Source organism: Comamonas sp. CAH-2, from assembly GCF_009668305.1.
Taxonomy (GTDB): Bacteria; Pseudomonadota; Gammaproteobacteria; order Burkholderiales; family Burkholderiaceae_C; genus Comamonas; species Comamonas aquatica.
The window spans coordinates 82,463-105,322 of the sequence record NZ_VSWF01000010.1; the positions used below are offsets into that span (position 1 = coordinate 82,463).

Here is a 22,860-nt window from a genome sequence, read left to right on the forward strand (position 1 = left end):
CGACCGCTGCGCCCCGATGTCCGCAGCCCCACTGCGACCGCCTGCGAGCCACACACCGGCCACCGCACGCCCGGAAAAATTCGCCCCCCCACCGACAGACAGCGCCACGCAACCCGGCGCATCCTCGCCAGCGGGGCCCCCAAAAGCTGCGGCGCAGATGGGGGTTCTTGCCACCTTCCCTGCCCGCCATCACGCCCGCCTTTAGCATTAGAAAAAGTTTATGTACTTTTTTGTCCATACAAATTTCTAATTTCCGCATGCCAGTCACCGCCACCTGCCGGCCACCCGCCCTCGCCCTCCTGCTCACCGGCCTGGCCGCGTCGGCCCACGCCCAGACCGAGGCCCCTACGCTGGAGGCGGTCGAAGTACGCTCCGCCCCCGGCACCCCCAGCCTGCAGGCCCTGCCCACCTCGGCCACGGTGCTCGATGGCGAGCAGCTGCGTGACCGCCAGCTGCAGGTCAACCTGTCCGAAGGACTGGCCGGCGTGCCCGGCCTGCAGATCAAGAACCGCCAGAACTACGCCCAGGACCTGCAACTGTCAGTGCGCGGCTACGGCGCCCGCTCCACCTTCGGCGTGCGCGGCGTGCGCCTGTATGTGGATGGCATTCCCGCCACCATGCCCGACGGCCAGGGCTCGCTGTCGCACATCGACATCGCCAGCCTGGAGCGCGTGGAAGTGCTGCGCGGCCCCTACTCGGCGCTGTACGGTAACTCCGCCGGCGGCGTGGTCAGCCTGTTCACCGAAACGCCCGAGGGGCGGCCCTTTGTGGAAGGCGGCGTGAGCTTTGGCAGCGACGGCCAGCAGCGCCTGTCGGCCAAGGCCGGCGGCCAGACGGCACAAGGCCTGAGCTATGTCGTCAGTGCCAGCCGCTTCATGACCGACGGCTGGCGCGACCACAGCGCCGCCGACCGCAACGTGGCGAATGCCAAGCTGAGCACCGCGCTGGGCGACGATGCCCGGCTGACCCTGGTGGCCAACACCATGGCCTCTGACGCGCAGGACCCCCAGGGCCTGACCTGGGCGCAGTACCAGGCGGCCCCGCGCCGCGCCTCCTACCGGGCCGACAACGGCGCTGCCGTGGCCGAAAGCTTCAACACCCGCAAATCGCTGCAGCAAACCCAGGTGGGCGCCACCTATGAACGCCGCCTGGACGGCATGCACAGCGTGGCCCTGACGGCCTATGCCGGCCACCGCAGCATGGCGCAGTACCAGTCGATTCCGGCTGCCACCCAGGCCGCTGCCGGCCATGCCGGGGGCGTGATCGACATGTCGCGCAACTACGCCGGCGTGGACGCCCGCTGGACCGGCAGGTTCAGCGACGCACCGGTGCCCGTCACCGTGACGGCCGGCCTGGCCGTGGACCGGGTGGACGAAGACCGCCAGGGCTATGAGAACTTTGTCGGCAGCACCCTGGGGGTGCAGGGTGCACTGCGCCGCGACGAGAAAAACACCATCACCAACGTCGACCCCTACATCCAGGCCACCTGGCAGCTGGCCCCGGCCTGGAGCCTGGACACCGGCCTGCGCTACAGCCGCGTGAAGTTCGTGTCGGACGACCATTACCTGCGCCCCGGCAACCCCGACGACTCGGGCACGGTCACGCACCACCAGGCCCTGCCGGTGGTGGCACTGTCCCACCAGGTCACACCCGACGCCACGGTCTACGCCAGTGCCGGCCGCGGTTTTGAAACCCCCACCTTTGCCGAGCTGTCCTACCGCCCCGACGGCACCGGTGGCCTGAACCTGGCGCTACAGCCCAGCGTCAGCACCCAGTACGAACTGGGCTGGCGCCAGCGCCTGGCAGGCCGCGTCCAGGGTCTGTGGAGCGCGGCCGTGTTCCACAGCCGGACCGACGACGAGATCGTCAGCGCCGGGGGCACGGGCGGGCGCACCACCTTCCGCAACGCTGGCACCACCCGCCGCTACGGCGCCGAGTTGCAAGCCGATGTGCGCCTGGCACGCCAGTGGGCGCTGCAGGCCGCCTACACCTACCTGAATGCCGAGTTCCGCGAAGGCGAGTTCGCGGGCCGCATGCTGCCCGGCCTGTCCAAGCAGCACCTGTTCGTGGGCCTGAACTACCGCCCCGCCCCAGCCTGGCGCCTGGGCGTGTCGGCCCAGCACGCCGGCAAGGTGTACGTGAACGATGCCAACAGCGAAGCCGCGCCGGCCTTCACCATCGCCTCGGCCAGCGTGGGCTACACCCGCCAGCTCGGCGACTGGACGCTGAACGCCTTTGCGCGGGTGGACAACCTGTTCGACCGCCAGTACGTGGGATCGGTCATCGTCAATGACGGCAACAGTCGCTATTACGAAAGCGCACCGGGCCGCAACTGGGCCACCGGCGTCAGCTTGCGCTACAACTTCTAAAGCACGCCCCGGCCATCGGGGCACCTAACCGCGGCACCCGCTTCTGAATCAGGAGCTGGTGCCGCTGTGTTTTCGGGCATCTCCATGCCCAATCCACTGCAAAAGCCCTGAAATCGCGCGCCAGCAGCTCCTGATTCTGGGTTCCGGCACGCAAACCATCGCGAAACACGATGGCTTGATTGGCACAACAATAGCCAAAGTCTTCGCATTGCGCGATGCCAAAGCGCTGAACATGGTGAGAAAATCGCTTCAACTTCTCAAAATGAGAAGACTTGATAAGTGTGCCCCGCCATGAAGAATTCCGAGCGCAGTTTTGCCCGCCGTATCGACCTGACCTCGTTGCAGCTGTTTGTGGCTGTGTGCGAGCTTGGCAGCATTGGTCGTGCCGCCGAACGTGAATACATCGCCGCGTCTGCCGTCAGCAAGCGCCTGTCCGACCTGGAGGCCGCCGTCGACACCGCACTGCTGTACCGCCACAGCCGCGGCGTGACGCTGACGCCCGCCGGCGAAAGCCTGCTGCACCACGCCCGCAACGTGCTGTACGGGCTGGAGCGCATGCAGGGCGAGCTGTCCGAATACGCCGACGGCGTGCGCGGCCATGTGCGCGTGCACGCCACCATCTCGGCCATCGTGCAGTTCCTGCCCGAGGACCTGGGCGCCTTCAGCAAGGAGCACCCGCAGATCAAGATCGACCTACAGGAACACCTGTCGGCCGACGTGCTGCAGGCGGTGCACGAAGGCACGGCCGACCTCGGCATCTGCAACATGGGCCAGGCCAACACCAACGGCCTGCAGACCCGCCCCTACCGCACCGACCGCCTGGTGGTGGTCATGCCCGAGGCCCACGCCCTGGCCCAGCGCGAAGCCATCAGCTTCGAGGAAGTGCTGGAATGGGACATCGTCGGCCTGCAGGGCGGCAGCTCCATCAGCCTGGCCATGCGCGGCGCGGCCGCACGCTCCGGCCACCCCCTGCACCAGCGCATCCAGGTCACGAGCCTGGACGCCATGTGCCGCATGATCGACAACGGCCTGGGCATCGGCCTGATCCCCGACCGGGCGTTCGAGCTCATGCACGGCGTCGGGCACCTGAAGAGCGTGACCCTGACCGACGCCTGGGCACAGCGCACCCTGAGCCTGGTGGCCCGCGACTTCGAGGCCCTGCCGGTGACATCGCGGTTGCTGGTGGAACACCTCGGCAAAGGCTGGGAGCCTGCCCCCAAACCCGCTGCCTAAAATTTCGAGAGACAACCTCCCTACCCACGAGAAGAGAACACCATGGGACGCACCCTTTACGACAAGATTTTTGACGAGCACGTCATCCACACCGAGGAAGACGGCACCTCCATCCTCTACATCGACCGCCACCTGGTGCACGAAGTCACCAGCCCGCAGGCCTTCGAAGGCCTGCGCCTGGCCGGTCGCAAGCTGTGGCGCATCAACTCCGTGGTCGCCACGGCCGACCACAACACCCCCACCACCGGCTGGGAGCGCGGCTACGACGGCATCGAAGACCCGATCAGCAAGGAACAGATCACCACGCTGAACACCAACATCGCCGAATTCGGCGCAGCCGCCTTCTTCCCCTTCATGGACAAGGGCCAGGGCATCGTCCACGTGATGGGCCCCGAGCAGGGCGCCACCCTGCCCGGCATGACCGTGGTCTGCGGCGACAGCCACACCTCCACCCACGGCGCCTTCGGCGCGCTGGCCCACGGCATCGGCACCTCCGAGGTCGAGCACGTCATGGCGACCCAGACCCTGCTGGCCAAGAAGGCCAAGAACATGCTGGTGCAGGTCAACGGCAAGGTCGCGCCCGGCGTGACCGCCAAGGACATCGTGCTAGCCATCATCGGCAAGATCGGCACCGCCGGCGGCACGGGCTACACCATCGAGTTTGCCGGCCAGGCCATCCGCGACCTGTCCATGGAAGGCCGCATGACCGTGTGCAACATGGCCATCGAGGGCGGCGCCCGCGCCGGCCTGGTGGCCGTGGACGACAAGACCATCCAGTACGTCAAGGGCCGCCCCCTGGCGCCCACCGGTGCGGAATGGGAGGCCGCCGTCGCCTACTGGAAGACGCTGCACTCCGACGCCGACGCCCAGTTCGACCACGTGGTCGAGCTGAACGCCGCCGACATCGTGCCCCAGGTCACCTGGGGCACCAGCCCCGAGATGGTGCTGGGCGTGGACGCCACCGTGCCCGATCCCGACAAGGAAAAGGACCCCAACAAGCGCGGTGCCATAGAGCGCGCGCTGACCTACATGGCGCTGGAGCCCGGCAAGCCGCTGAACGACATCTTCGTCGACAAGGTGTTCATCGGCTCGTGCACCAACAGCCGCATCGAGGACATGCGCGAAGCCGCCGCTGTGGTCAAGAAGCTGGGCCAGAAGGTGGCCAAGAACATCAAGCTGGCCATGGTCGTGCCCGGCTCCGGCCTGGTCAAGGAACAGGCCGAGCGCGAAGGCCTGGACGTGATCTTCAAGGCCGCCGGCTTTGAATGGCGCGAACCCGGTTGCTCCATGTGCCTGGCCATGAACGCCGACCGCCTGGAACCCGGCGAGCGCTGCGCCTCCACCTCGAACCGCAACTTCGAAGGCCGCCAGGGTGCGGGTGGTCGCACCCACCTGGTCAGCCCGGCCATGGCCGCGGCCGCGGCCATCCACGGCCACTTCGTGGACATCCGCAAGTTCGCCTGAGTCCGCCCCAGATGCCACGAGACACGGAGATCCTCATGAAGCCTTCCTTCACGATTCTTTTGCTCGGCCTGGCCTTCACGCTGGCAGCCTGTAACACCGTCCAGGGCATTGGCCAGGACGTGCAAAAAGCCGGCAATGCCATTGAGCGCGCCGCCCGCTGATCTGCCACCCCACCGATTCGAACGCCATGCAAAAATTCACCATCCACCAGGGCCTGGTGGCCCCCATGGACCGCGAGAACGTCGACACCGACGCCATCATTCCCAAGCAGTTCCTGAAGTCGATCAAGAAGACCGGCTTTGGCGCCAACGCCTTTGACGAATGGCGCTACCTGGACCAGCCCGGCCAGCCCGGCGTGCCCGAAGACCAGCGCAAGCCCAACCCCGACTTCGTGCTCAACCAGCCGCGCTACAAGGGTGCCAGCATCCTGCTGACGCGCAAGAACTTCGGCTGCGGCTCCAGCCGCGAGCACGCGCCCTGGGCACTGGACCAGTACGGCTTCCGCGCCATCCTGGCGCCCAGCTTTGCCGACATCTTCTTCAACAACAGCTTCAAGAACGGCCTGCTGCCCATCGTGCTGCCCGAGGCCACGATCGACCTGCTGTTCCACGAAGTGCAGGCCTTCCCCGGTTACGAGCTGACCATCGACCTGGAGCGCCAGGTCATCGTGCGCCCCCAGGGCGAGGAAATCCCGTTCGACGTGATTCCCTTCCGCAAGTACTGCCTGCTCAACGGCTTTGACGACATCGGCCTGACCATGCGCCACGCCGACAAGATCAAGGCCTTCGAAGCCGAACGCCTGGCACAAAAGCCCTGGCTGTCGCGCAGCCTGGTCCAGGGCTGACCCGTTTCCCAACATCTATAAATCAATGAGCTGACAGCGCACGCTATACAAGGGTTTCAGAGGCTTTTCTATTTGAAACCCTTGCAATACGTGCGCAAGCAGCTCTCAAAACTTCGAGGAACACCATGAAAATTGCAGTCTTGCCCGGCGATGGCATCGGCCCCGAAATCGTTGCCGAAGCCGTGAAGGTGCTCAACGCCCTGGACCTGGACATCGAGATGGAATCCGCCCCCGTGGGCGGCGCCGCCTACGAAGCCGCCGGCCACCCCCTGCCCCCGGCCACGCTGAAGCTGGCCCAGGAAGCCGACGCCATCCTGTTCGGCGCCGTGGGCGACTGGAAGTACGACACGCTGGACCGCCCCCTGCGCCCCGAGCAGGCCATCCTCGGCCTGCGCAAGGCCCTGGGCCTGTTCGCCAACTTCCGCCCCGCCATCTGCTACAAGGAACTGACCCACGCCTCCAGCCTCAAGCCCGAGCTGGTGGCCGGCCTGGACATCCTCATCATCCGCGAGCTGACCGGCGACATCTACTTCGGCCAACCGCGCGGGCGCCGCGTGGCCACCGACGGCCACTTCCCCGGCACCGAGGAAGCCTTCGACACCATGCGCTACTCGCGCCCCGAGATCGAGCGCATCGCCCACGTCGCCTTCCAGGCCGCGCAAAAGCGCGGCAAGAAGGTCACCAGCGTGGACAAGGCCAACGTGCTGGAAACCTTCCAGCTGTGGAAGGACGTGGTCACCGAAGTCGGCCAGCAGTACCCCGACGTGGCCCTGGACCACATGTACGTGGACAACGCCGCCATGCAGCTGGTCAAGGAACCCAAGCGCTTTGACGTGGTGGTCACCGGCAACATGTTCGGCGACATCCTGTCCGACGAAGCCTCCATGCTGACCGGCTCCATCGGCATGCTGCCCAGCGCCAGCCTCAACGACAAGAAGCAAGGCCTGTACGAGCCCAGCCACGGTTCGGCCCCCGACATCGCCGGCAAGGGCATCGCCAACCCCCTGGCCACCATCCTGTCGGCCGCCATGATGCTGCGCTTCAGCCTGGGCCAGGAAGCCGCCGCGCAGAAGATCGAGGCCGCCGTGCAAAAGGTGCTGGCCGATGGCCTGCGCACCGCCGACATCTACAGCGAAGGCACGACCAAGGTCTCCACCCGCGAAATGGGCGATGCCGTGGTCGCAGCCCTGGCCGCGGTCTGAGTCCACGCCCTGAACCGCCGCGCCCGGGGTGCGGCGGTTCAGGCAAACTCATGCACCTACAGAAAATTTCATGGCCGGTGCACCGGGTTTCAGCGCCACAATGCGAAACCCAAAACCCTGCGGAGGGCAGAGATTAGTTTCTCTAAACCCGCATTAGTTCAGCTACAATCCACATCTTATGTTTGCCGCCCACTCCCCCACTGCCTCTCACAACGCTGCCTTGCTGGCAGGTGTGGCCGTGCGCGCGACAACCATTACGACGATCAAAGGCTGACCCAGCCCGGTTCGTCGCGCGCCCTCTCCCGGCCAGACGAGCCGGGCCCGGAAAGCAGGATTGAGCACATTCACATCTGTTTTCGCAACTCGGAAGGGCGTTTCAAATGAGCAAGCAATTGGTAGGTTTGGTGGGCTGGCGCGGCATGGTCGGCTCGGTGCTGATGGACCGCATGCAGGCCGAAGGTGACTTCGATCTGATCGATCCCGTGTTCTTCTCCACCTCCAACGCCGGCGGCAAGGCCCCGGCCATGGCCACGGTGCACACCCAGCTCAAGGATGCCAACGACATCGCCGAGCTGGCCAAGTGCGACATCATCATCACCTGCCAGGGCGGTGACTACACCAAGGAAGTCTTCCCCAAGATCCGCGCGGCTGGCTGGAACGGCCACTGGATCGACGCGGCCTCCTCGCTGCGCATGGAAGACGACGCCGTCATCGTGCTGGACCCCGTCAACGACGACCTGATCCAGGCCAAGCTGGCCGCCGGCGGCAAGAACTGGATCGGCGGCAACTGCACCAACTCCATCCTGCTGATGGGCCTGGGCGGTCTGTTCAAGGCCGGTCTGGTGGAGTGGGTCTCCTCCATGACCTACCAGGCCGCATCGGGCGGCGGCGCCAACCACATGCGCGAGCTGCTCAAGGGCATGGGCGTGGTGCACGCCGCCGTGGCTGATGAGCTGGCCACGCCCGCGTCCGCCATCCTGGACATCGACCGCAAGGTGGCCACCACCATCCGTGAAGACGTGCCCACCGAGTTCTTCGGTGCGCCCTTGGCCGGTGGCCTGATCCCCTGGATCGACGTGCAGCTGCCCAACGGCCAGTCCAAGGAAGAATGGAAGGGCCAGGCCGAGGTCAACAAGATCCTGGGCACCGCCGCCACCATCCCCGTCGACGGCCTGTGCGTGCGCATCGGCGCGATGCGCTGCCACTCGCTGGCTTTGACCCTGAAGCTGAAGAAGGACCTGCCCCTGGCAGAGATCGAAGCGCTGATCAAGGGCGGCAACCCCTGGGTCAAGTTCGTGGCCAACGACCGCGCCGAGACCGTGCAGCAGCTGACCCCCGCCGCCACCACCGGCGGCCTGGAAGTGGCCGTGGGCCGCGTGCGCAAGCTGAACATGGGCCCCGAGTACGTGTCGGCCTTCGTGATCGGTGACCAGCTGCTGTGGGGCGCGGCCGAACCGCTGCGCCGCATGCTGCGCATCCTGCTGGCACGTTAAGCACGGCGCCTGCCCAGCACCCAGGGAAGCCACATGGCTTCCCTTTTTTGTGGCCGCAGCGCCTGTGCCGCCCCCGGCGCGCCCGGGTGTGGCTGTGTCGCCGCGACAACATTGCTTAACAATTCACTGCGCCAATCCACGGGCGCACGGGCCACCCGCCGAAAATCCCAGGCAGCCGGACAATCGCGCGCGGGGGCCGGCCATCCGGGGCAAGGGCTTGCCATAATGGCGTCCAGCCCCAGCGAAGCCTGGAAAAGGCTTGGATTCCCGTGCGTTGTGCGCGCTTGTCTGCCCCTGGCAATGCTGCTAAGGTCGTTCGCAAGTGCCTACGCCCGGGCGCGCCCCTCCCCATACTTGCTGCCACCGCAGCGGCACAACACCTTTTGAACGTGACTGCAAACATGCATCGTTGGAAACTTTCAGCCCTGGCCGCCGCGGCCTTTGTTTCTGTGGCCCTTGCCCCCACCGATGCCGCAGCCCTGGCGCTGGGTCCCATCCGCATCCAATCGGCGTTGGGTGAAAACCTGCGCGCGGAGATCGCGATCCCGCAGATCACCGCGGCGGAAATCAACAGCCTGAGCGTGCAGATCGCCGCCCCCGAGGTCTTCCGTGCCCAGGGTATGGACTACAGCAGCGCCGCCCGCAGTGTGCAGGTCAGCCTGCAGCGCAACCCCGATGGCACGGCCAGCCTGCGCCTGAGCAGCAACACCCCGATCAATGAGCCGTTTGTCGACCTGGTGATCGACTCGCAGTGGAGCACCGGCAATCTGGTGCGCACCTACACCCTGCTGCTGGACCAGATGCTGGTGGCCATGCTGCGCAGCAACCCCAAGGCATTCATCAACGGCAACGTCAACCGCATCCGCGCCGGAGCCGTGGTGCAGATGCCCAGCCGCGAACAGGCGCTGGAGACCTCCGCCAGCGAGGCACGCCAGATCGTCGCCGCGCAAAGCCGTGACTTCAACACCTACCGCCGCAGCCTGGCCTCCAAGGCCCCGCAAGCGACCGTACAGGCAGCCGACCGCAGCTCCGGTGGCCAGGTCCAGGCCCACGTCGAGGATGCCAGCGCCGCCGCGGCCACGCCGGACAAGCTGACCCTGTCCAAGGGCGCCGTCCAAAGCGCGGCCGCCGAAGAAAAGATGGCCATCCAGAAGCAGGCCGAAGATCAGAGCAACCGCCTCAATGAGCTGCAGCGCAATCTGGCCGAGCTCAACGAACTGGCCCAGAACAACGCCGCGGCCAAACCCGCCGTCCCTGCCGCAGCGCCAGCACCCGCTGCGGGCGAACAGCCCGCCAGCACAACCGCCACCCCGGGCGTGGAGGTCGCTGCCAGCAACCCCGCGGTCACGGCAGCCGCCCCCGAGACGCCCCCCGCCAGTGGCGACAAGGCCCCCGAAGCCACACCACCTGCGGCCAGCGACGCACCGCCCCCCCAGGCAGCGGCCCAGCCGGCCCCCAAGCCAGCGGTCGCGCCGGCAGCGCCCTTGGCCGAAGCCTCCCTCACCGACGAGCTGCTGGACAATCCGCTGGTCCCCGCCGGGGGCGCCGCCGTGGCACTGCTGCTGGGCCTGCTGGGCTATACCGCCTGGAAACGCCGCCGTGCCCAGTCCAAATCCGAGGACCCCGCGCTGGGCGACAGCCAGTTGCAGCCCGATTCGTTCTTCGGCGGCAGCGGCGGCCAGCAGGTCGACACCAGCAATGCCGAGGGCAGCGCCACCACCATGGCCTACTCGCCCAGCCAGCTCGATGGCGGCGGCGATGTCGATCCCGTGGCCGAGGCCGATGTCTACCTGGCCTATGGCCGGGACGTGCAGGCCGAGGAAATCCTCAAGGAAGCGCTGCGCAACCAGCCCGAGCGCCTGTCCATCCATCTGAAGCTGGCGGAAATCTACGTCAAGCGCCATGACATCAAGGCCCTGGAGAACACGGCCCGGGGCATGCAGCCCGTCAGCCAGCCCCAGGACCCCGAATGGCAGCGCGTGGTGGAAATGGGCCGCAGCTTGGACCCCACCAACACCTTCTTTGCCGGCGCCGACACCGGTGCCTCGGCCGCTGGCAGCAAGCCCGCCTCCTCGTTTGCCGCGGCCTTGAATGCGGCCAAGCCCGAGCTCGCCACACCCGTGGCGGCGGCGGGCGCGGTGGCTGCGGCAACAGCAGCGAACACGCCCGATCTCCGGGATCTGGACCTCAACCTGGACCTGCCCGAGGGCTTGATCACCGCCAATACCCCCGCCGTGGCGGATGTCCCGACGGCGCAACCACCGTCGGACGACGACTTTGCGGCGCTGGAGCTGCCCTCGCCCCTGGACAGCCAGCTCGACGTGACAGCCCCTCCCGCTGTCGAGGACCCACCCACCCTGGTGCAGGACACTGTCATCGGCGAAGACAGCCGCCAGGGCTTGGACGGCCTGGATCTGGACCTGTCCGGCTTTGACGTGCCTGCGCCTGCAGCGGACACCCCACCACCCGCCGCCCAGGACGTCGAAACGGATCTGGGTGCTGGACTGGACTTTGACCTGGACAGCCCATCCCCCGACACCGCTGCGTCTGCCGGCACGGCCGCCGAGCCTGCCCCCGCACCGGCGGTGCCGCAGGACCTGGAATTCGACCTGGGTTCCCTGGATCTGGATTTGGGCACCGACGCCGCGCCTGCAGCCCAGCCCCAAGCCGTGCACAATGCCGCGGACGACCCCCTGTCGACCAAGCTGGACTTGGCCCAGGAATTCAACTCCATCGGCGACAGCGAAGGCGCCCGGGCCTTGATCGAGGAAGTGCTGGCCGAAGCCAGCGGCCCGCTCAAGGACCGTGCCCAGAAGATGCTGTCCGAACTTGATTGATGCACCGTATTTTTTCTGAAGCGGCCCGGCCGCTGGCCTGGGAGCCGCCATGCGCATAGCCCTGGGCGTGAGCTACAACGGCCAGGCCTACAACGGCTGGCAAAGCCAGCCGAACGGCAACACCGTTCAAGACAAACTCGAAGCGGCCCTGGGCCGCTTTGCTACTCAGGGCGTATCCACCTTGTGTGCCGGCCGCACCGATGCCGGGGTGCACGGGCTGATGCAGGTGGTACACTTCGACACCGCATTGCAGCGACCAGAAACCGCCTGGGTGCGCGGCACCAACACCTTCCTGCCCCCCGACATTGCCGTGCAGTGGGCGCGGGCCGTGCCCGACGCCTTCCACAGCCGCGCCTGTGCCACGGCGCGGCGCTACGCCTATGTGCTGCTGCAGTCGCCGGTGCGCCCCAGTGTGGAAGCCGGGCGGGTGGGCTGGGTGTTCAACCCGCTCGATGGCGAGGCCATGCGCCAGGCCGCGTCCTGCCTGATTGGCGAGCATGATTTCACCTCGTTCCGCGCCTCTGCCTGCCAAGCCCTGACACCGGTCAAGACCCTGCACCGCATCGACATCACGCGCCGCGCCGTGGCCTCGGCCCAGCACCGCGAGATGGAATGCTGCTACTGGCGCTTCGAGTTCGAGGGCAACGCCTTCCTGCACCACATGGTGCGCAACATCATGGGCTGCCTGGTCTACATCGGCCAGGGCTCGCACCCGCCCGAATGGATGGCCCAGGTGCTGGCAGCGCGCTCGCGCGACGCCGCAGCGCCGACGTTTGCACCGCATGGCCTGTACTTCCTGGGGCCTGTGTACGATCCGCAGTGGCAACTGCCCGACCGTGTGCCCGGCTTCGACTGGCTGCCCTGAGCATCAACTCCACGCCCAATTCGCATGAAACCCTTATGGATCAAGCGCTGAACGCTCCTATTTCACGCACCCGCATCAAGGTCTGCGGCCTGACCCGCGAAGCCGATGTCGACGCAGCAGTCGCCGCCGGCGTGGACGCCCTGGGTTTTGTGCTCTACGCCCCCAGCCCACGCGCCGTGAGCCTGGCGCGTGCGGCCGAGCTGGCACGGCGCCTGCCCCCCTTCGTCACCCCGGTGCTGCTGTTCGTCAACGCCACGGCGGCCGAGATCGCCGCCGCGCTGGCCGCCATTCCCCACGCGCTGCTGCAGTTTCACGGCGACGAGAGCCCGGCCGCGTGTGCGGACGCCACGGACCAGGGGCGCCACCGCTACCTGCGGGCGGCGCGCATACCCCTTGGGGATGACGCCGGGGACTTTGACCTCGTAAAATACGCCCATCAATACTCTCAGGCCCAGGCCATTCTGTTGGACGCCCATGTGGACGGCTACGGTGGTGCAGGCAAAGCATTCAATTGGTCACTCCTTCCAACAAGCGTCAACGCTCACCTCGTCTTGTCTGGTGGGCTTACGCCTGCAAACGTGACCGATGGCATCCGTCTGGTACGACCCCGCTGCCTGTCTTTGGCAGTTGATGTCAGCTCCGGCGTCGAAGCCACCCGCCCTGACGGCACGCCGCTCAAGGGCGTCAAGGATGCTGAAAAGATTCAACGCTTCGTTGCAGCCGTGCGTGCTGCCGATGCACCCATTGCCCCCCAATCCTGATGTACGAATATTCCTATCCCGATGCCCACGGTCACTTTGGCCCCTATGGCGGCAGTTTCGCCAGCGAGACGCTGACCCACGCCCTGGCCGAGCTGCGTGACGCCTATGCCAAGTACCAGCACGACCCGGCCTTCGTCGCCGAATTCCGCTCCGAGCTGGTGCATTTCGTCGGCCGTCCCTCACCCGTCTACCATGCCGCGCGCATGTCCCAGGAGATGGGCGGCGCACAGATCTATCTGAAGCGCGAAGACCTGAACCACACTGGCGCGCACAAGATCAACAACGTGATCGGTCAGGCCATGCTGGCCAAGCGCATGGGCAAACCGCGCATCATTGCCGAGACCGGCGCGGGCCAGCACGGGGTGGCCACGGCCACCATCTGCGCGCGCTACGGCCTGGAGTGCGTGGTCTACATGGGTGCCGAGGACGTCAAGCGCCAAAGCCCCAACGTCTACCGCATGAAACTGCTGGGCGCCACCGTGGTGCCTGTGGAGTCGGGCTCCAAGACCCTCAAGGATGCGCTGAACGAAGCCATGCGCGACTGGGTGGCCAACGTCGACAACACCTTCTACATCATCGGCACGGTGGCCGGACCGGCTCCCTACCCCGCCATGGTGCGTGATTTCCAGAGCGTGATCGGCGAAGAGTGCCTGACGCAGATGCCCGAGATCTTCAAGGAACTGAAGATGGCCGGTGAGCAACCCGATGCCGTTGTCGCCTGCGTGGGCGGCGGCTCCAACGCCATGGGCATCTTCTACCCCTACATCCCGTTCGAGAACACCCAGCTGATCGGCGTGGAAGCTGCGGGCGAAGGCCTGGACACCGGCAAGCACTCGGCCTCGCTGCAAAAGGGCAGCGCGGGCGTGCTGCACGGCAACCGCACCTTCATCATGCAGGACGAGAACGGCCAGGTGCTGGAGACCCACTCCATCAGCGCCGGCCTGGACTACCCTGGCGTGGGGCCCGAACACGCCTGGCTGCAGGAGATCGGCCGTGCCCAGTACGTGGGCATCACCGACAAGGAAGCGCTGGAAGCCTTCCACTACCTGTGCCGCGTTGAAGGCATCATCCCCGCGCTGGAGTCCAGCCATGCTGTGGCCTATGCCATGAAGCTGGCCAAGACCATGAAGCCCGAACAATCCATCCTGGTCAACCTGTCAGGCCGGGGGGACAAGGACATCGGCACCGTGGCCGATCTGTCGGGCGTGGATTTTTATGACCGCCCATCGATGCGCGGTCTGACCGTCAAGGGAGGGCCCGCTGCATGAGCCCGCAACCATCCAGAATTGCTGCCACTTTCGAAAAACTGAACCAGGAAGGCCGCAAGGCCCTCATCCCCTTCGTCACGGCCGGCTACCCGTTCGCCGCCATCACGCCCTCGCTGATGCACGGCATGGTGGAAGCCGGCTCGGACATCATCGAGCTGGGCGTGCCGTTCTCGGACCCCATGGCCGATGGCCCGGTGATCCAGAAGGCCGGTGACCGCGCGATTGCCAATGGCGTGGGCCTCAAGCACGTGCTGGCCTATGTGCGCGAGTTCCGCCAGAAGAACCACACCACCCCTGTGGTGCTGATGGGCTATGCCAACCCGGTGGAGCGCTACGATCAGATGCACGGCACGGACGCCTTCGTCAACGATGCCGCCGAAGCCGGCGTGGATGGCGTGCTGGTCGTGGACTACCCACCGGAAGAAAGCGAAGCCTTTGCCGCCAAGCTGCGTGCCAAGGGCATGGACCAGATCTTCCTGCTGGCCCCCACCAGCACCGACGAACGCATGCAGCAGGTGGCCCGTGTGGCCAGCGGCTATGTGTACTACGTCTCGCTCAAGGGGGTGACCGGCTCCAACGCGCTGGACCTGGACGCTGTGGGCGAGATGCTGCCGCGCATCAAGCAGCACGTGCACATCCCGGTCGGCGTGGGATTTGGCATCCGTGACGGCCAGACGGCCCACGCGGTGGCCCAGATGGCCGACGCTGCCATCATCGGCAGCAAGATCATCCAGCTGCTGGAAGATCAACCCCACGAAAAGATTGTCCCGCTGACCATCGACTTTCTGCGCGGCGTGCGCAAAGCGATGGACGCATAATGCGACCCCGGGCGGCCGCCGCACCGGCCCGCTGCCCGATCGCCTTGAAGAGGAAACCGTATGTCCTGGCTCGAAAAACTTCTGCCTGCCAAAATTCAGCAAACCGAACCCAAGGATCGCCAACAGCAGATCCCCGAGGGCCTGTGGGTCAAGTGCCCCAGCTGCGAATCGGTGCTCTACAAGACCGATCTGGAAAGCAACCAGAACGTGTGCCCCACCTGTGGCCACCACCACCGCATCGGCGCGCGCGCGCGCCTGAACCATTTCCTGGACGGCGAAGGCCGCTATGAAATCGGCCAGGAAGTCATCCCCGTCGACGCCCTGAAGTTCCAGGACAGCCGCAAGTACCCCCAACGCCTGAAGGAAGCCCTGGAAAACACGGGCGAGACCGACGCGCTGATCGTCATGGGCGGCACCGTCAAGGGCATCGAGCTGGTGGCCGCCTGCTTCGAGTTCGACTTCATGGGCGGCTCCATGGGCTCCGTGGTCGGCGAGCGCTTCGTGCGCGGCGTGGAAACTGCCATCGCCCAGAAGGTGCCCTTCCTGTGCTTCACCGCCACCGGCGGCGCCCGCATGCAAGAAGGCCTGCTGTCCCTGATGCAGATGGCCAAGACCAATGCCGCGCTGACCCGCCTGGCACAAAAGGGACTGCCCTACATCTCCGTGCTGACCGACCCCACCATGGGCGGCGTGTCGGCCGGCTTCGCCTTCGTGGGTGACATCGTGATGGCCGAGCCCAAGGCGCTGATCGGCTTTGCCGGCCCCCGCGTGATCGAAACCACCGTGCGCGTGAAGCTGCCCGAGGGCTTCCAGCGGTCCGAGTTCCTCAAGGAAAAGGGTGCCGTGGACATGATCGTCGACCGCCGCGAGCTGCGCGACACCGTGGCCAGCACCCTGGCCATGCTGCAGCGCCTGCCGGCAGATGCCGTGGTGCAGGACTGATCCAGCGGCTGTGCACCCAACAAAAAGGCTCCCGACCGGGAGCCTTTTTTCATGCCGGCACGCAGGCCGGGGCCATGGCGTGCCGCCTCAGCCGCCGGTGGCCATGCTGGCCAGCACGCCAAACTGCACATTGCCCAGCACCATCAGCAGCACCTGCAGGGCGATGATGGCCACCAAGGCCGACAGGTCCACCCCGCCGATCAAGGGAATCAGCTTGCGCAGTGGCCGCAGCAAGGGTTCGCTCAGGCGGTGCAGGATGCCGGCAATCGGCGAGTGCGGCTGCACCCAGGACAGGATGGCATAGACGATCAGGATGCCGATCAGCCCGGTCAGCACCATGCGCAGCAGGCCGAACAGCGCCAGCACGGGCACCAGGCCGGGGTTGCCATTCGCGCCCAGCAGCAGCCACAGCAGCACGTACTGCACCAACATCACCAGCACCGCGGCCACCAGGCTCGACAGGTCGTACTGGCTGCGGCTAGGGATGATCTTGCGCAGCGGCATCACGATCCAGTCGGACAGTGCGAACACCAATTGCCCCACCGGGTTGTTGAATGGAATGCGCTGCGCCTGCATGTACAGGCGCAGCAAGCAGGCGCCAGCGATCAGGCCGCTGACGACCTCCAGCAGGAATTGAAGAATTTGAACAATCATGGAGATCACAAAGGTTGAAGAACTACGCGCACAACCATATCCCACATGCAGGTCCGCGCGTTGTCAGCCTACGCCCACCGGCAGGCACTGGCGGCCATCATAGCCAGCAGAATCACCGCATGCAGCCATGACCTCGCCGTTAACGCTCATTTCGCTACCGCTGTTTCCCCTGCATGCGGTGCTGTTTCCCGGCGGTCACCTGCCATTGCGGGTGTTTGAGGCCCGCTACCGCAACATGGTGCACGGCTGCCGCGAAGCCGGTGCGCCCTTCGGCGTGGTCACGCTGCTGAGCGGACAGGAAATCCACCAGCCCCACCTGCCGCCCGAAACCTTCTATGCCACCGGCACGATTGCCGCCATCGACTCGCTGTCACCGCTGAGCACCGGACTGGAGCTGCTGCACTGCAGCGGCCGGGAGCGCTTTCACATCGCCACGGCACGCAAGCTGCCACTGGGCCTGTGGGTGGCCGACGTGGAGCTGCTGCCCGCCGACCACACCATCCCCATCCCCTCCTACCTGCGCCATACGGCCACGACCTTGCGCCTGGTGCTGCAGAAGATTCCGCAAAACCACCTGGAAGGCGCCACCGACGCCCAGTTCGCCGACTGCGGCTGGGTGGCCAACCGCTGGTGCGAACTGCTGCCCATGGAGCGCAAGCTGCAGCTGTGCCTGCTGGAGCTGGACAGCCCCCTGGTGCGCCTGGAGCTGGTGGCCGACACGCTGGAGCGCGCCGGCATCACGCCCTGAGGTCCGGCGCGCCGGCTGCACAAAACCATAGCTGCAGGCGCAGATGGACAGGCCATCTTCAATATATTTGCATGCAAACCCATACAAATCAACCGCTTGCCGCTCTTTTTCTGCAAGCACCGCGCCCCATCGCCCCCGGGCGTTCAGCGGATTCACAGAGATTCCCACGCCGGCCTGCCGATCGGGCGCAAAAAAACTAAAATCTCCGGTTTTGGCTTGTTTCCTCAGCCTTTGCGCTGCGCTCATCCATGTCTGAACAACACAACTCCCCCGAGGCAGAAGTCGCTGCCCCCCAAGACGAAAACAAACTGATTGCTGAGCGCCGCGAAAAACTGAAAGCCTTGCGCGAGTCCGTCAAGGCCCACGGTGGCGTGGCCTTCCCCAACGACTTCAAGCCCTCCGACCGTGCCCTGCCGCTGGTCGAGGCCCATGGCAGCAAGGAAGCCGAGGCGCTGGACACCGAAGCCATCACCGTCTCCGTCGGCGGCCGCATGATGCTCAAGCGCGTCATGGGCAAGGCCAGCTTTGCCACCGTGCAGGACGCCACCGGCCGCATCCAGGCCTACATCACCCGCGACGCCGTGGGCGAAGAGGTCTACGCCGACTTCAAGAAGTGGGACCTGGGCGACATCATCGCCGTCGAAGGCCAACTGATGAAGACCAAGACCGGCGAGCTGTCGATCAAGGCCACGCGCATCCGCCTGCTGACCAAGAGCCTGCGCCCCATGCCCGACAAGTTCCATGGCATGGCCGACCCCGAGCAGAAGGTGCGCCAGCGCTACGTTGACCTGATGATGAACGAAGACGCCCGCAAGCGCTTCGTGGCCCGCAGCAAGGCCGTGGCCGGCATCCGCGACTTCATGGTGCAACATGGCTTCCTGGAAGTCGAAACGCCCATGCTGCACCCCATCCCCGGTGGTGCCAACGCCAAGCCCTTCGTCACACACCACAATGCGCTGGACCAGGAGATGTACCTGCGCATTGCGCCCGAGCTGTACCTCAAGCGCCTGATCGTCGGTGGCTTTGAACGCGTGTTCGAGATCAACCGCAACTTCCGCAACGAAGGGGTGTCGGTGCGCCACAACCCCGAGTTCACCATGATGGAGTTCTACGCGGCCTACTGGAACTACCAGGACCTGATGGACTACACCGAACAGCTGGTGCGCGACGCCGCCATGAAGGCCGTGGGCACGCTGGAGTGCACCTACGGTGGCAAGCCCGTGGACCTGACCAAGCCGTTTGAGCGCCTGACCATCCCCGAAGCCATCGTCAAGTACACCGAAGCCGGTGACAACGTGACCAACCGCGACTGGCTGACCAACGCGCTGAAGAAGCTGGGCATGAACGAGGAGAAGGACAAGCTGTCCAGCCGCTCGCTGGCCAGCCTGCAGGTGCTGTACTTCGAGGAAGTGGTCGAAGAGAAGCTGTGGAACCCCACCTTCATCATGGAGCACCCCACCGAAATCTCGCCGCTGGCGCGCGCCAACGACGAGCGCCCCGAAGTGACCGAGCGCTTTGAGCTGTACATCACCGGCCGTGAATTCGGCAACGGTTTCTCCGAGCTGAACGACGCCGAAGACCAGGCCGCGCGCTTCAATGCCCAGGTGGAAGCCAAGGACGGTGGCGACGACGAAGCCATGTACTTCGACCACGACTTCGTGCGCGCCCTGGAATACGGCATGCCCCCCACCGGCGGTTGCGGCATCGGTATCGACCGCCTGCTGATGCTGCTGACCGACAGCGCCAGCATCCGCGACGTGATCCTGTTCCCCGCCCTGCGCCGCGAACACGCTTGATCCTCCGCGATCCAGCCTCTTTCCAAGGGACCTGCGGGTCCCTTTTGATTTCTGCCATGCCCCCAAGTGCAGGGGCATGGACCCCGCTTCGTTAGTATCGGAAGAAGAACACCGCTTTGAATTTACCGACCGTGACCCTGATCGACCGTATTTCTGGCCTGCGTACCCGCCTGCCTGCCTGGATGCAGGACTGGCTGGAAATCGCCATTCCTGTGCTGCAGATCCTGCTCATCGTGCTGGTGGCCTGGCTGCTGCACCGCCTGTTCAAGCGCGTCATCCAGCGCGCCAGCGACCACTACGAGTTCCCGAACGAGCTGCTGATGCCCATCCACACCGTGGTGCGCTGGCTCATCATTGCGGGCTCCGTGCTGCTGATCCTGGAGCGCATGGGCGTCTCGGCCAGCGTGCTGTGGTCGGCCTTCACCGGCTTTGCCACCGTGGGCGCCGTGGCATTCTTTGCCGCCTGGAGCGTGCTGTCCAACCTGTTTTGCGCCTTCCTGATCTTCACCGTCGGCCCCTTCCGCGTGGGCGACCACATCGAGGTGCTGGACACGGCCGAGAAGCCCGGCGCCCTGGGCCGCGTGATCGACATCAACCTGCTCTACACCACGCTGGAAGATGCCACCGCGCCCATCCCCGGCACGCTGATCCAGATCCCCAACTCGCTGATCTTCCAGCGCGTGGTGCGCCGCTGGCGCATGGGCACCCCCTTGCCCGAGGACAAGCTGCACAGGCCCGCCGCGCAGGTGCCGGCCCCGGAAGCGGCCGAACCTGCCCCAGCCCCCAAGAGCGCCAGCTTCCCCTGACGCACCGGCGCCCCTGGCCCCAGCCCTGCTGCACCGCACCAGGGCTTTTTTCATGCCCCGGGGGCGTGTGGCTCAATACAGCTGCGGCACCAGCATGCTGGCGGGCACCGGATGGCGGATGTAATCCGCATGGCGCACCCGCTCCGGCAGGCTGGTTTCGGGCCGGGGCACCTCGTTGTAGTCGAACTGCGCCAGCAGGTGGCGGATGCAATTGAGCCGCGCCTGCTTCTTGTGGTCGGCCGGCACCACCCACCACGGCGCCTCCGGGATGTGGGTGCGCTCCAGCATCACCTCCTTGGCGCGGGTGTAGTCCTCCCAGCGGCGGCGCGACTCCAGGTCCATGGGCGAAAGCTTCCACTGCTTGAGCGGATCGTGGATGCGCCCCAGAAAGCGCAGGTGCTGCTCTTCGTCGGTGATGGAGAACCAGTACTTGATCACGCGGATGCCCGAGCGCACCAGCATGCGCTCGAACTCCGGCACGGAGCGGAAAAACTCCTCGTACTCGTCGTCCGAGCAGAAGCCCATCACCCGCTCCACGCCGGCGCGGTTGTACCAGCTGCGGTCGAACAGCACCATCTCGCCCGCGGCCGGCAGGTGGACCGCATAGCGCTGGAAGTACCACTGCGTGCGTTCACGGTCGTTGGGCGCCGGCAGCGCCACCACGCGGCACACGCGCGGGTTCAGGCGCTGGGTGATACGCTTGATCACGCCGCCCTTGCCGGCGGCATCGCGCCCCTCAAACAGGATCACGGCCTTTTGCTTGGTGGAGGCCACCCAGTCCTGCAGCTTGACCAGCTCGCCCTGCAGGCGGAACAGCTCCTTGAAATACGCCACGCGCTGGGCATGGCTTTCGGGGGCCCCCTCTGCCATACCCGGCACGGCGCCCAGCACGCCCGTGCGGTCCTCGATCTCCAGCTCTTCGTCCAGGCTGTCCAGCAGGTCGCTCTCGATACGGCGCACCAGTTCTTCTCGGTTGTCCCAATTCATCACTCACCTTCGTGGTTGGCCGTTTGTGGCTTTGCCACACAGGCTACGCGCCGCCTGCGACGCTTTGATGACAACCGGGTACGCGCTGCGCACAGCGTCTGCGGGGCGCCCCCATCGCCAGGCAAGCCCAGCCCGCACGCCACAACCGCGGGCGAGCGGCACACGGCCCGCAGCCCTTAGTCGTTTTGCGCGCAAGCACATCCATTTTTGTTCGTTGGAGCGCCCGCCACCGGCTCGCAAGATGGTGGCTATCGCCATCTTCCTGCGATGGATTGCACCGAAAGGCCACGCCATGACACACGCTACCACCGACACCCTCACCGCAGCTGCGGTCGCCCCCCAGCAGCCCCCCGCACTGCCTGCCGTGCTGCAGCAGGCCCTGGCACAGGCCCAGGCACAAGGTCTGCCCTACGCCGGCAGCGTGACCCCGCTCCAGGCCTGGCCCCTGGTGCAGCAAGGCCAGGCGCTGCTGGTGGATGTGCGCACCGCCGAGGAACGCAAGTTCGTCGGCCAGGTGCCGGGCAGCGCCCATGTGGCCTGGGCCAGCGGCACGGCGCTGACCCGCAACCCGCGCTTTGCCCGCGAACTGGCCGCCCTGCACGCCAAGCAGCCCCAGCCGCTGCCCGTGCTGCTGCTGTGCCGCAGCGGCAAACGCTCAGCCCTGGCGGCCCAGGAAGCGGCCAAGGCCGGTCTGGCCCATGTCTTCAATGTCAGCGAAGGCTTTGAGGGCGACCACGACGCGCTGCAGCAGCGCGGCCATTTCAATGGCTGGCGCTTTTACGGCCTGCCCTGGGTGCAGGACTAGGACGAACGCCCCTCCTCCGCCCTTTCACCGGACTGTCCCCATGAGCACCTTCGATATCAGCACCATCGTCCAGCAACTGCGCCAGGTCCGCGACCATTGGCGCGAGCAGCAGAACCGCACCGACCCCGGCCACCGCGAATTTCCCGCACGCGCCGCGATAGCCCAGGCCCTGGAGGGACTCAAAGGTGTGCTCTACCCGCTGCGCCTGGGCCCGCCCGACCTGCGCCACGCCAGCGAAGACTTCTACGTGGGCCACACGCTGGACACGGCACTGCAGGTTCTGCAGACCCAGGCCCAGATCGAGCTGCACTACCGCCACCGCAGCACGGGCGCGGCGGCCAAGGACCATTCCGCCCTGGCGCTGCAGACGGTGCAGGCCTTTGCACAGCAGCTGCCCCGCCTGCGCCAGTTGCTGGACACCGACGTGCTGGCCGCCTTCCACGGCGACCCGGCCGCGCGCAGCGTGGACGAGGTGGTGCTGAGCTACCCCGGCGTGCTGGCCCTCATCCACCACCGCATTGCCCACGCCTTCTACCGGCTGGACCTGCCGCTGCTGGCGCGCATCGTGGCCGAGCTGGCCCATGGGCAGACGGGCATCGACATCCACCCCGGTGCGCAGATCGGCCCCGGCTGCTTCATCGACCACGGCACGGGCGTAGTGATCGGCGAGACCGCCGTCCTCGGTCAGAACGTGCGCATCTACCAGGCCGTGACCCTGGGCGCCAAGCGCTTTCCCAAGGATGCCCAGGGCCACCTGCAAAAAGGCTGGGCACGCCACCCCATCGTCGAGGACGACGTGGTGATCTACGCCGGCGCCACCATCCTGGGGCGGGTGACCATCGGCCAAGGTGCGGTCATCGGCGGCAATGTCTGGATCACCGAGGACGTGCCCGCCGGCGCCCATGTCAGCCAGGCCAGCCTGCGCCAGGCCGTGGAACACAGTGACGGCGCCGGTGCCACCGCACCGG

Annotated in this window: 20 protein-coding genes; 18 read left to right on the forward strand and 2 right to left on the reverse strand. The window is 66.2% G+C overall.

Annotation, left to right across the window (positions count from 1 at the left end):
* The first annotated feature begins 257 nt into the window (after positions 1-257).
* The 13 genes from FYM52_RS08490 to accD all read left to right on the forward strand — a co-directional run bounded on the left by FYM52_RS08490 (position 258) and on the right by accD (position 16,096).
* Entirely contained in the window at positions 258-2,369 is a 2,112-nt protein-coding gene (locus FYM52_RS08490) for a TonB-dependent receptor (protein ID WP_154163758.1), read from the forward strand.
* Positions 2,370-2,660: 291 nt separating this feature from the next.
* The gene (locus tag FYM52_RS08495; RefSeq protein WP_154163759.1) at positions 2,661-3,602 is read left to right on the forward strand and encodes a LysR family transcriptional regulator; all 942 of its coding nucleotides are present in this window, start codon (positions 2,661-2,663) and stop codon (positions 3,600-3,602) included.
* Positions 3,603-3,644: 42 nt separating this feature from the next.
* Positions 3,645-5,066 carry a 3-isopropylmalate dehydratase large subunit gene (gene leuC / locus FYM52_RS08500; RefSeq protein WP_043379100.1) on the forward strand — a complete coding sequence of 474 codons (1,422 nt, stop codon included), beginning with the start codon at positions 3,645-3,647 and terminating at the stop codon, positions 5,064-5,066.
* Positions 5,067-5,101: 35 nt separating this feature from the next.
* Positions 5,102-5,227 (forward strand): entericidin A/B family lipoprotein, encoded by a 126-nt coding sequence (locus tag FYM52_RS08505; RefSeq protein WP_042411248.1) that lies wholly within the window; start codon positions 5,102-5,104, stop codon positions 5,225-5,227.
* Between the two features lie 26 nt (positions 5,228-5,253).
* Complete coding sequence (leuD, locus tag FYM52_RS08510) at positions 5,254-5,910, forward strand: 3-isopropylmalate dehydratase small subunit (RefSeq protein ID WP_043379094.1); 657 nt, start codon at positions 5,254-5,256, stop codon at positions 5,908-5,910.
* Between the two features lie 125 nt (positions 5,911-6,035).
* Positions 6,036-7,112 carry a 3-isopropylmalate dehydrogenase gene (gene leuB / locus FYM52_RS08515; protein ID WP_042411254.1) on the forward strand — a complete coding sequence of 359 codons (1,077 nt, stop codon included), beginning with the start codon at positions 6,036-6,038 and terminating at the stop codon, positions 7,110-7,112.
* A gap of 380 nt (positions 7,113-7,492) precedes the next feature.
* Positions 7,493-8,605 carry an aspartate-semialdehyde dehydrogenase gene (asd, locus tag FYM52_RS08520; protein ID WP_043379089.1) on the forward strand — a complete coding sequence of 371 codons (1,113 nt, stop codon included), beginning with the start codon at positions 7,493-7,495 and terminating at the stop codon, positions 8,603-8,605.
* Positions 8,606-9,006: 401 nt separating this feature from the next.
* On the forward strand, positions 9,007-11,442 hold the full coding sequence (locus tag FYM52_RS08525; protein WP_154163760.1) for a FimV/HubP family polar landmark protein: 2,436 nt from the start codon (positions 9,007-9,009) through the stop codon (positions 11,440-11,442).
* 49 nt (positions 11,443-11,491) lie between these two features.
* Positions 11,492-12,307 (forward strand): tRNA pseudouridine(38-40) synthase TruA, encoded by an 816-nt coding sequence (gene truA, locus FYM52_RS08530; protein ID WP_154163761.1) that lies wholly within the window; start codon positions 11,492-11,494, stop codon positions 12,305-12,307.
* A gap of 35 nt (positions 12,308-12,342) precedes the next feature.
* Positions 12,343-13,068 carry a phosphoribosylanthranilate isomerase gene (locus FYM52_RS08535; protein ID WP_154163762.1) on the forward strand — a complete coding sequence of 242 codons (726 nt, stop codon included), beginning with the start codon at positions 12,343-12,345 and terminating at the stop codon, positions 13,066-13,068.
* Positions 13,068-14,336 carry a tryptophan synthase subunit beta gene (gene trpB, locus FYM52_RS08540; RefSeq protein WP_154163763.1) on the forward strand — a complete coding sequence of 423 codons (1,269 nt, stop codon included), beginning with the start codon at positions 13,068-13,070 and terminating at the stop codon, positions 14,334-14,336. Before FYM52_RS08535 ends, trpB begins: the two co-directional genes overlap by 1 nt.
* Positions 14,333-15,154 (forward strand): tryptophan synthase subunit alpha, encoded by an 822-nt coding sequence (trpA, locus tag FYM52_RS08545; protein WP_154163764.1) that lies wholly within the window; start codon positions 14,333-14,335, stop codon positions 15,152-15,154. Before trpB ends, trpA begins: the two co-directional genes overlap by 4 nt.
* A 60-nt stretch (positions 15,155-15,214) precedes the next feature.
* A complete protein-coding gene (gene accD, locus FYM52_RS08550) occupies positions 15,215-16,096 on the forward strand; it encodes an acetyl-CoA carboxylase, carboxyltransferase subunit beta (RefSeq protein ID WP_042411272.1) in 882 nt (293 codons plus the stop codon).
* An 87-nt stretch (positions 16,097-16,183) separates the two neighbouring features.
* Here accD and FYM52_RS08555 read toward each other — a convergent pair whose 3' ends face one another.
* Positions 16,184-16,750: a YggT family protein gene (locus tag FYM52_RS08555; RefSeq protein WP_154163765.1), complete on the reverse strand. Its 567-nt coding sequence runs from the start codon at positions 16,748-16,750 to the stop codon at positions 16,184-16,186.
* Positions 16,751-16,877: 127 nt separating this feature from the next.
* Here FYM52_RS08555 and FYM52_RS08560 point away from each other — a divergent pair, with 127 nt between their 5' ends.
* The 3 genes from FYM52_RS08560 (at position 16,878) to FYM52_RS08570 (ending at position 20,100) form a co-directional block, all read left to right on the forward strand.
* Positions 16,878-17,498, forward strand: coding sequence for an LON peptidase substrate-binding domain-containing protein (locus FYM52_RS08560; RefSeq protein WP_043379070.1), 621 nt, complete (start codon positions 16,878-16,880; stop codon positions 17,496-17,498).
* Between the two features lie 248 nt (positions 17,499-17,746).
* On the forward strand, positions 17,747-19,294 hold the full coding sequence (gene lysS, locus FYM52_RS08565) for a lysine--tRNA ligase (RefSeq protein ID WP_154163766.1): 1,548 nt from the start codon (positions 17,747-17,749) through the stop codon (positions 19,292-19,294).
* Between the two features lie 182 nt (positions 19,295-19,476).
* Positions 19,477-20,100: a mechanosensitive ion channel family protein gene (locus FYM52_RS08570; protein ID WP_154163775.1), complete on the forward strand. Its 624-nt coding sequence runs from the start codon at positions 19,477-19,479 to the stop codon at positions 20,098-20,100.
* 72 nt (positions 20,101-20,172) lie between these two features.
* On the opposite strand, the gene ppk2 is transcribed toward FYM52_RS08570, so the two are convergent.
* A complete protein-coding gene (gene ppk2, locus FYM52_RS08575) occupies positions 20,173-21,087 on the reverse strand; it encodes a polyphosphate kinase 2 (protein WP_154163767.1) in 915 nt (304 codons plus the stop codon).
* A 292-nt stretch (positions 21,088-21,379) separates the two neighbouring features.
* Between ppk2 and FYM52_RS08580 the strand changes: the two genes are divergently transcribed.
* Positions 21,380-21,892: a rhodanese-like domain-containing protein gene (locus FYM52_RS08580; protein ID WP_154163768.1), complete on the forward strand. Its 513-nt coding sequence runs from the start codon at positions 21,380-21,382 to the stop codon at positions 21,890-21,892.
* A gap of 40 nt (positions 21,893-21,932) precedes the next feature.
* Positions 21,933-22,860, forward strand: a 928-nt coding sequence (gene epsC / locus FYM52_RS08585; protein WP_154163769.1) for a serine O-acetyltransferase EpsC, incomplete at its 3' end; no start/stop codon positions are given.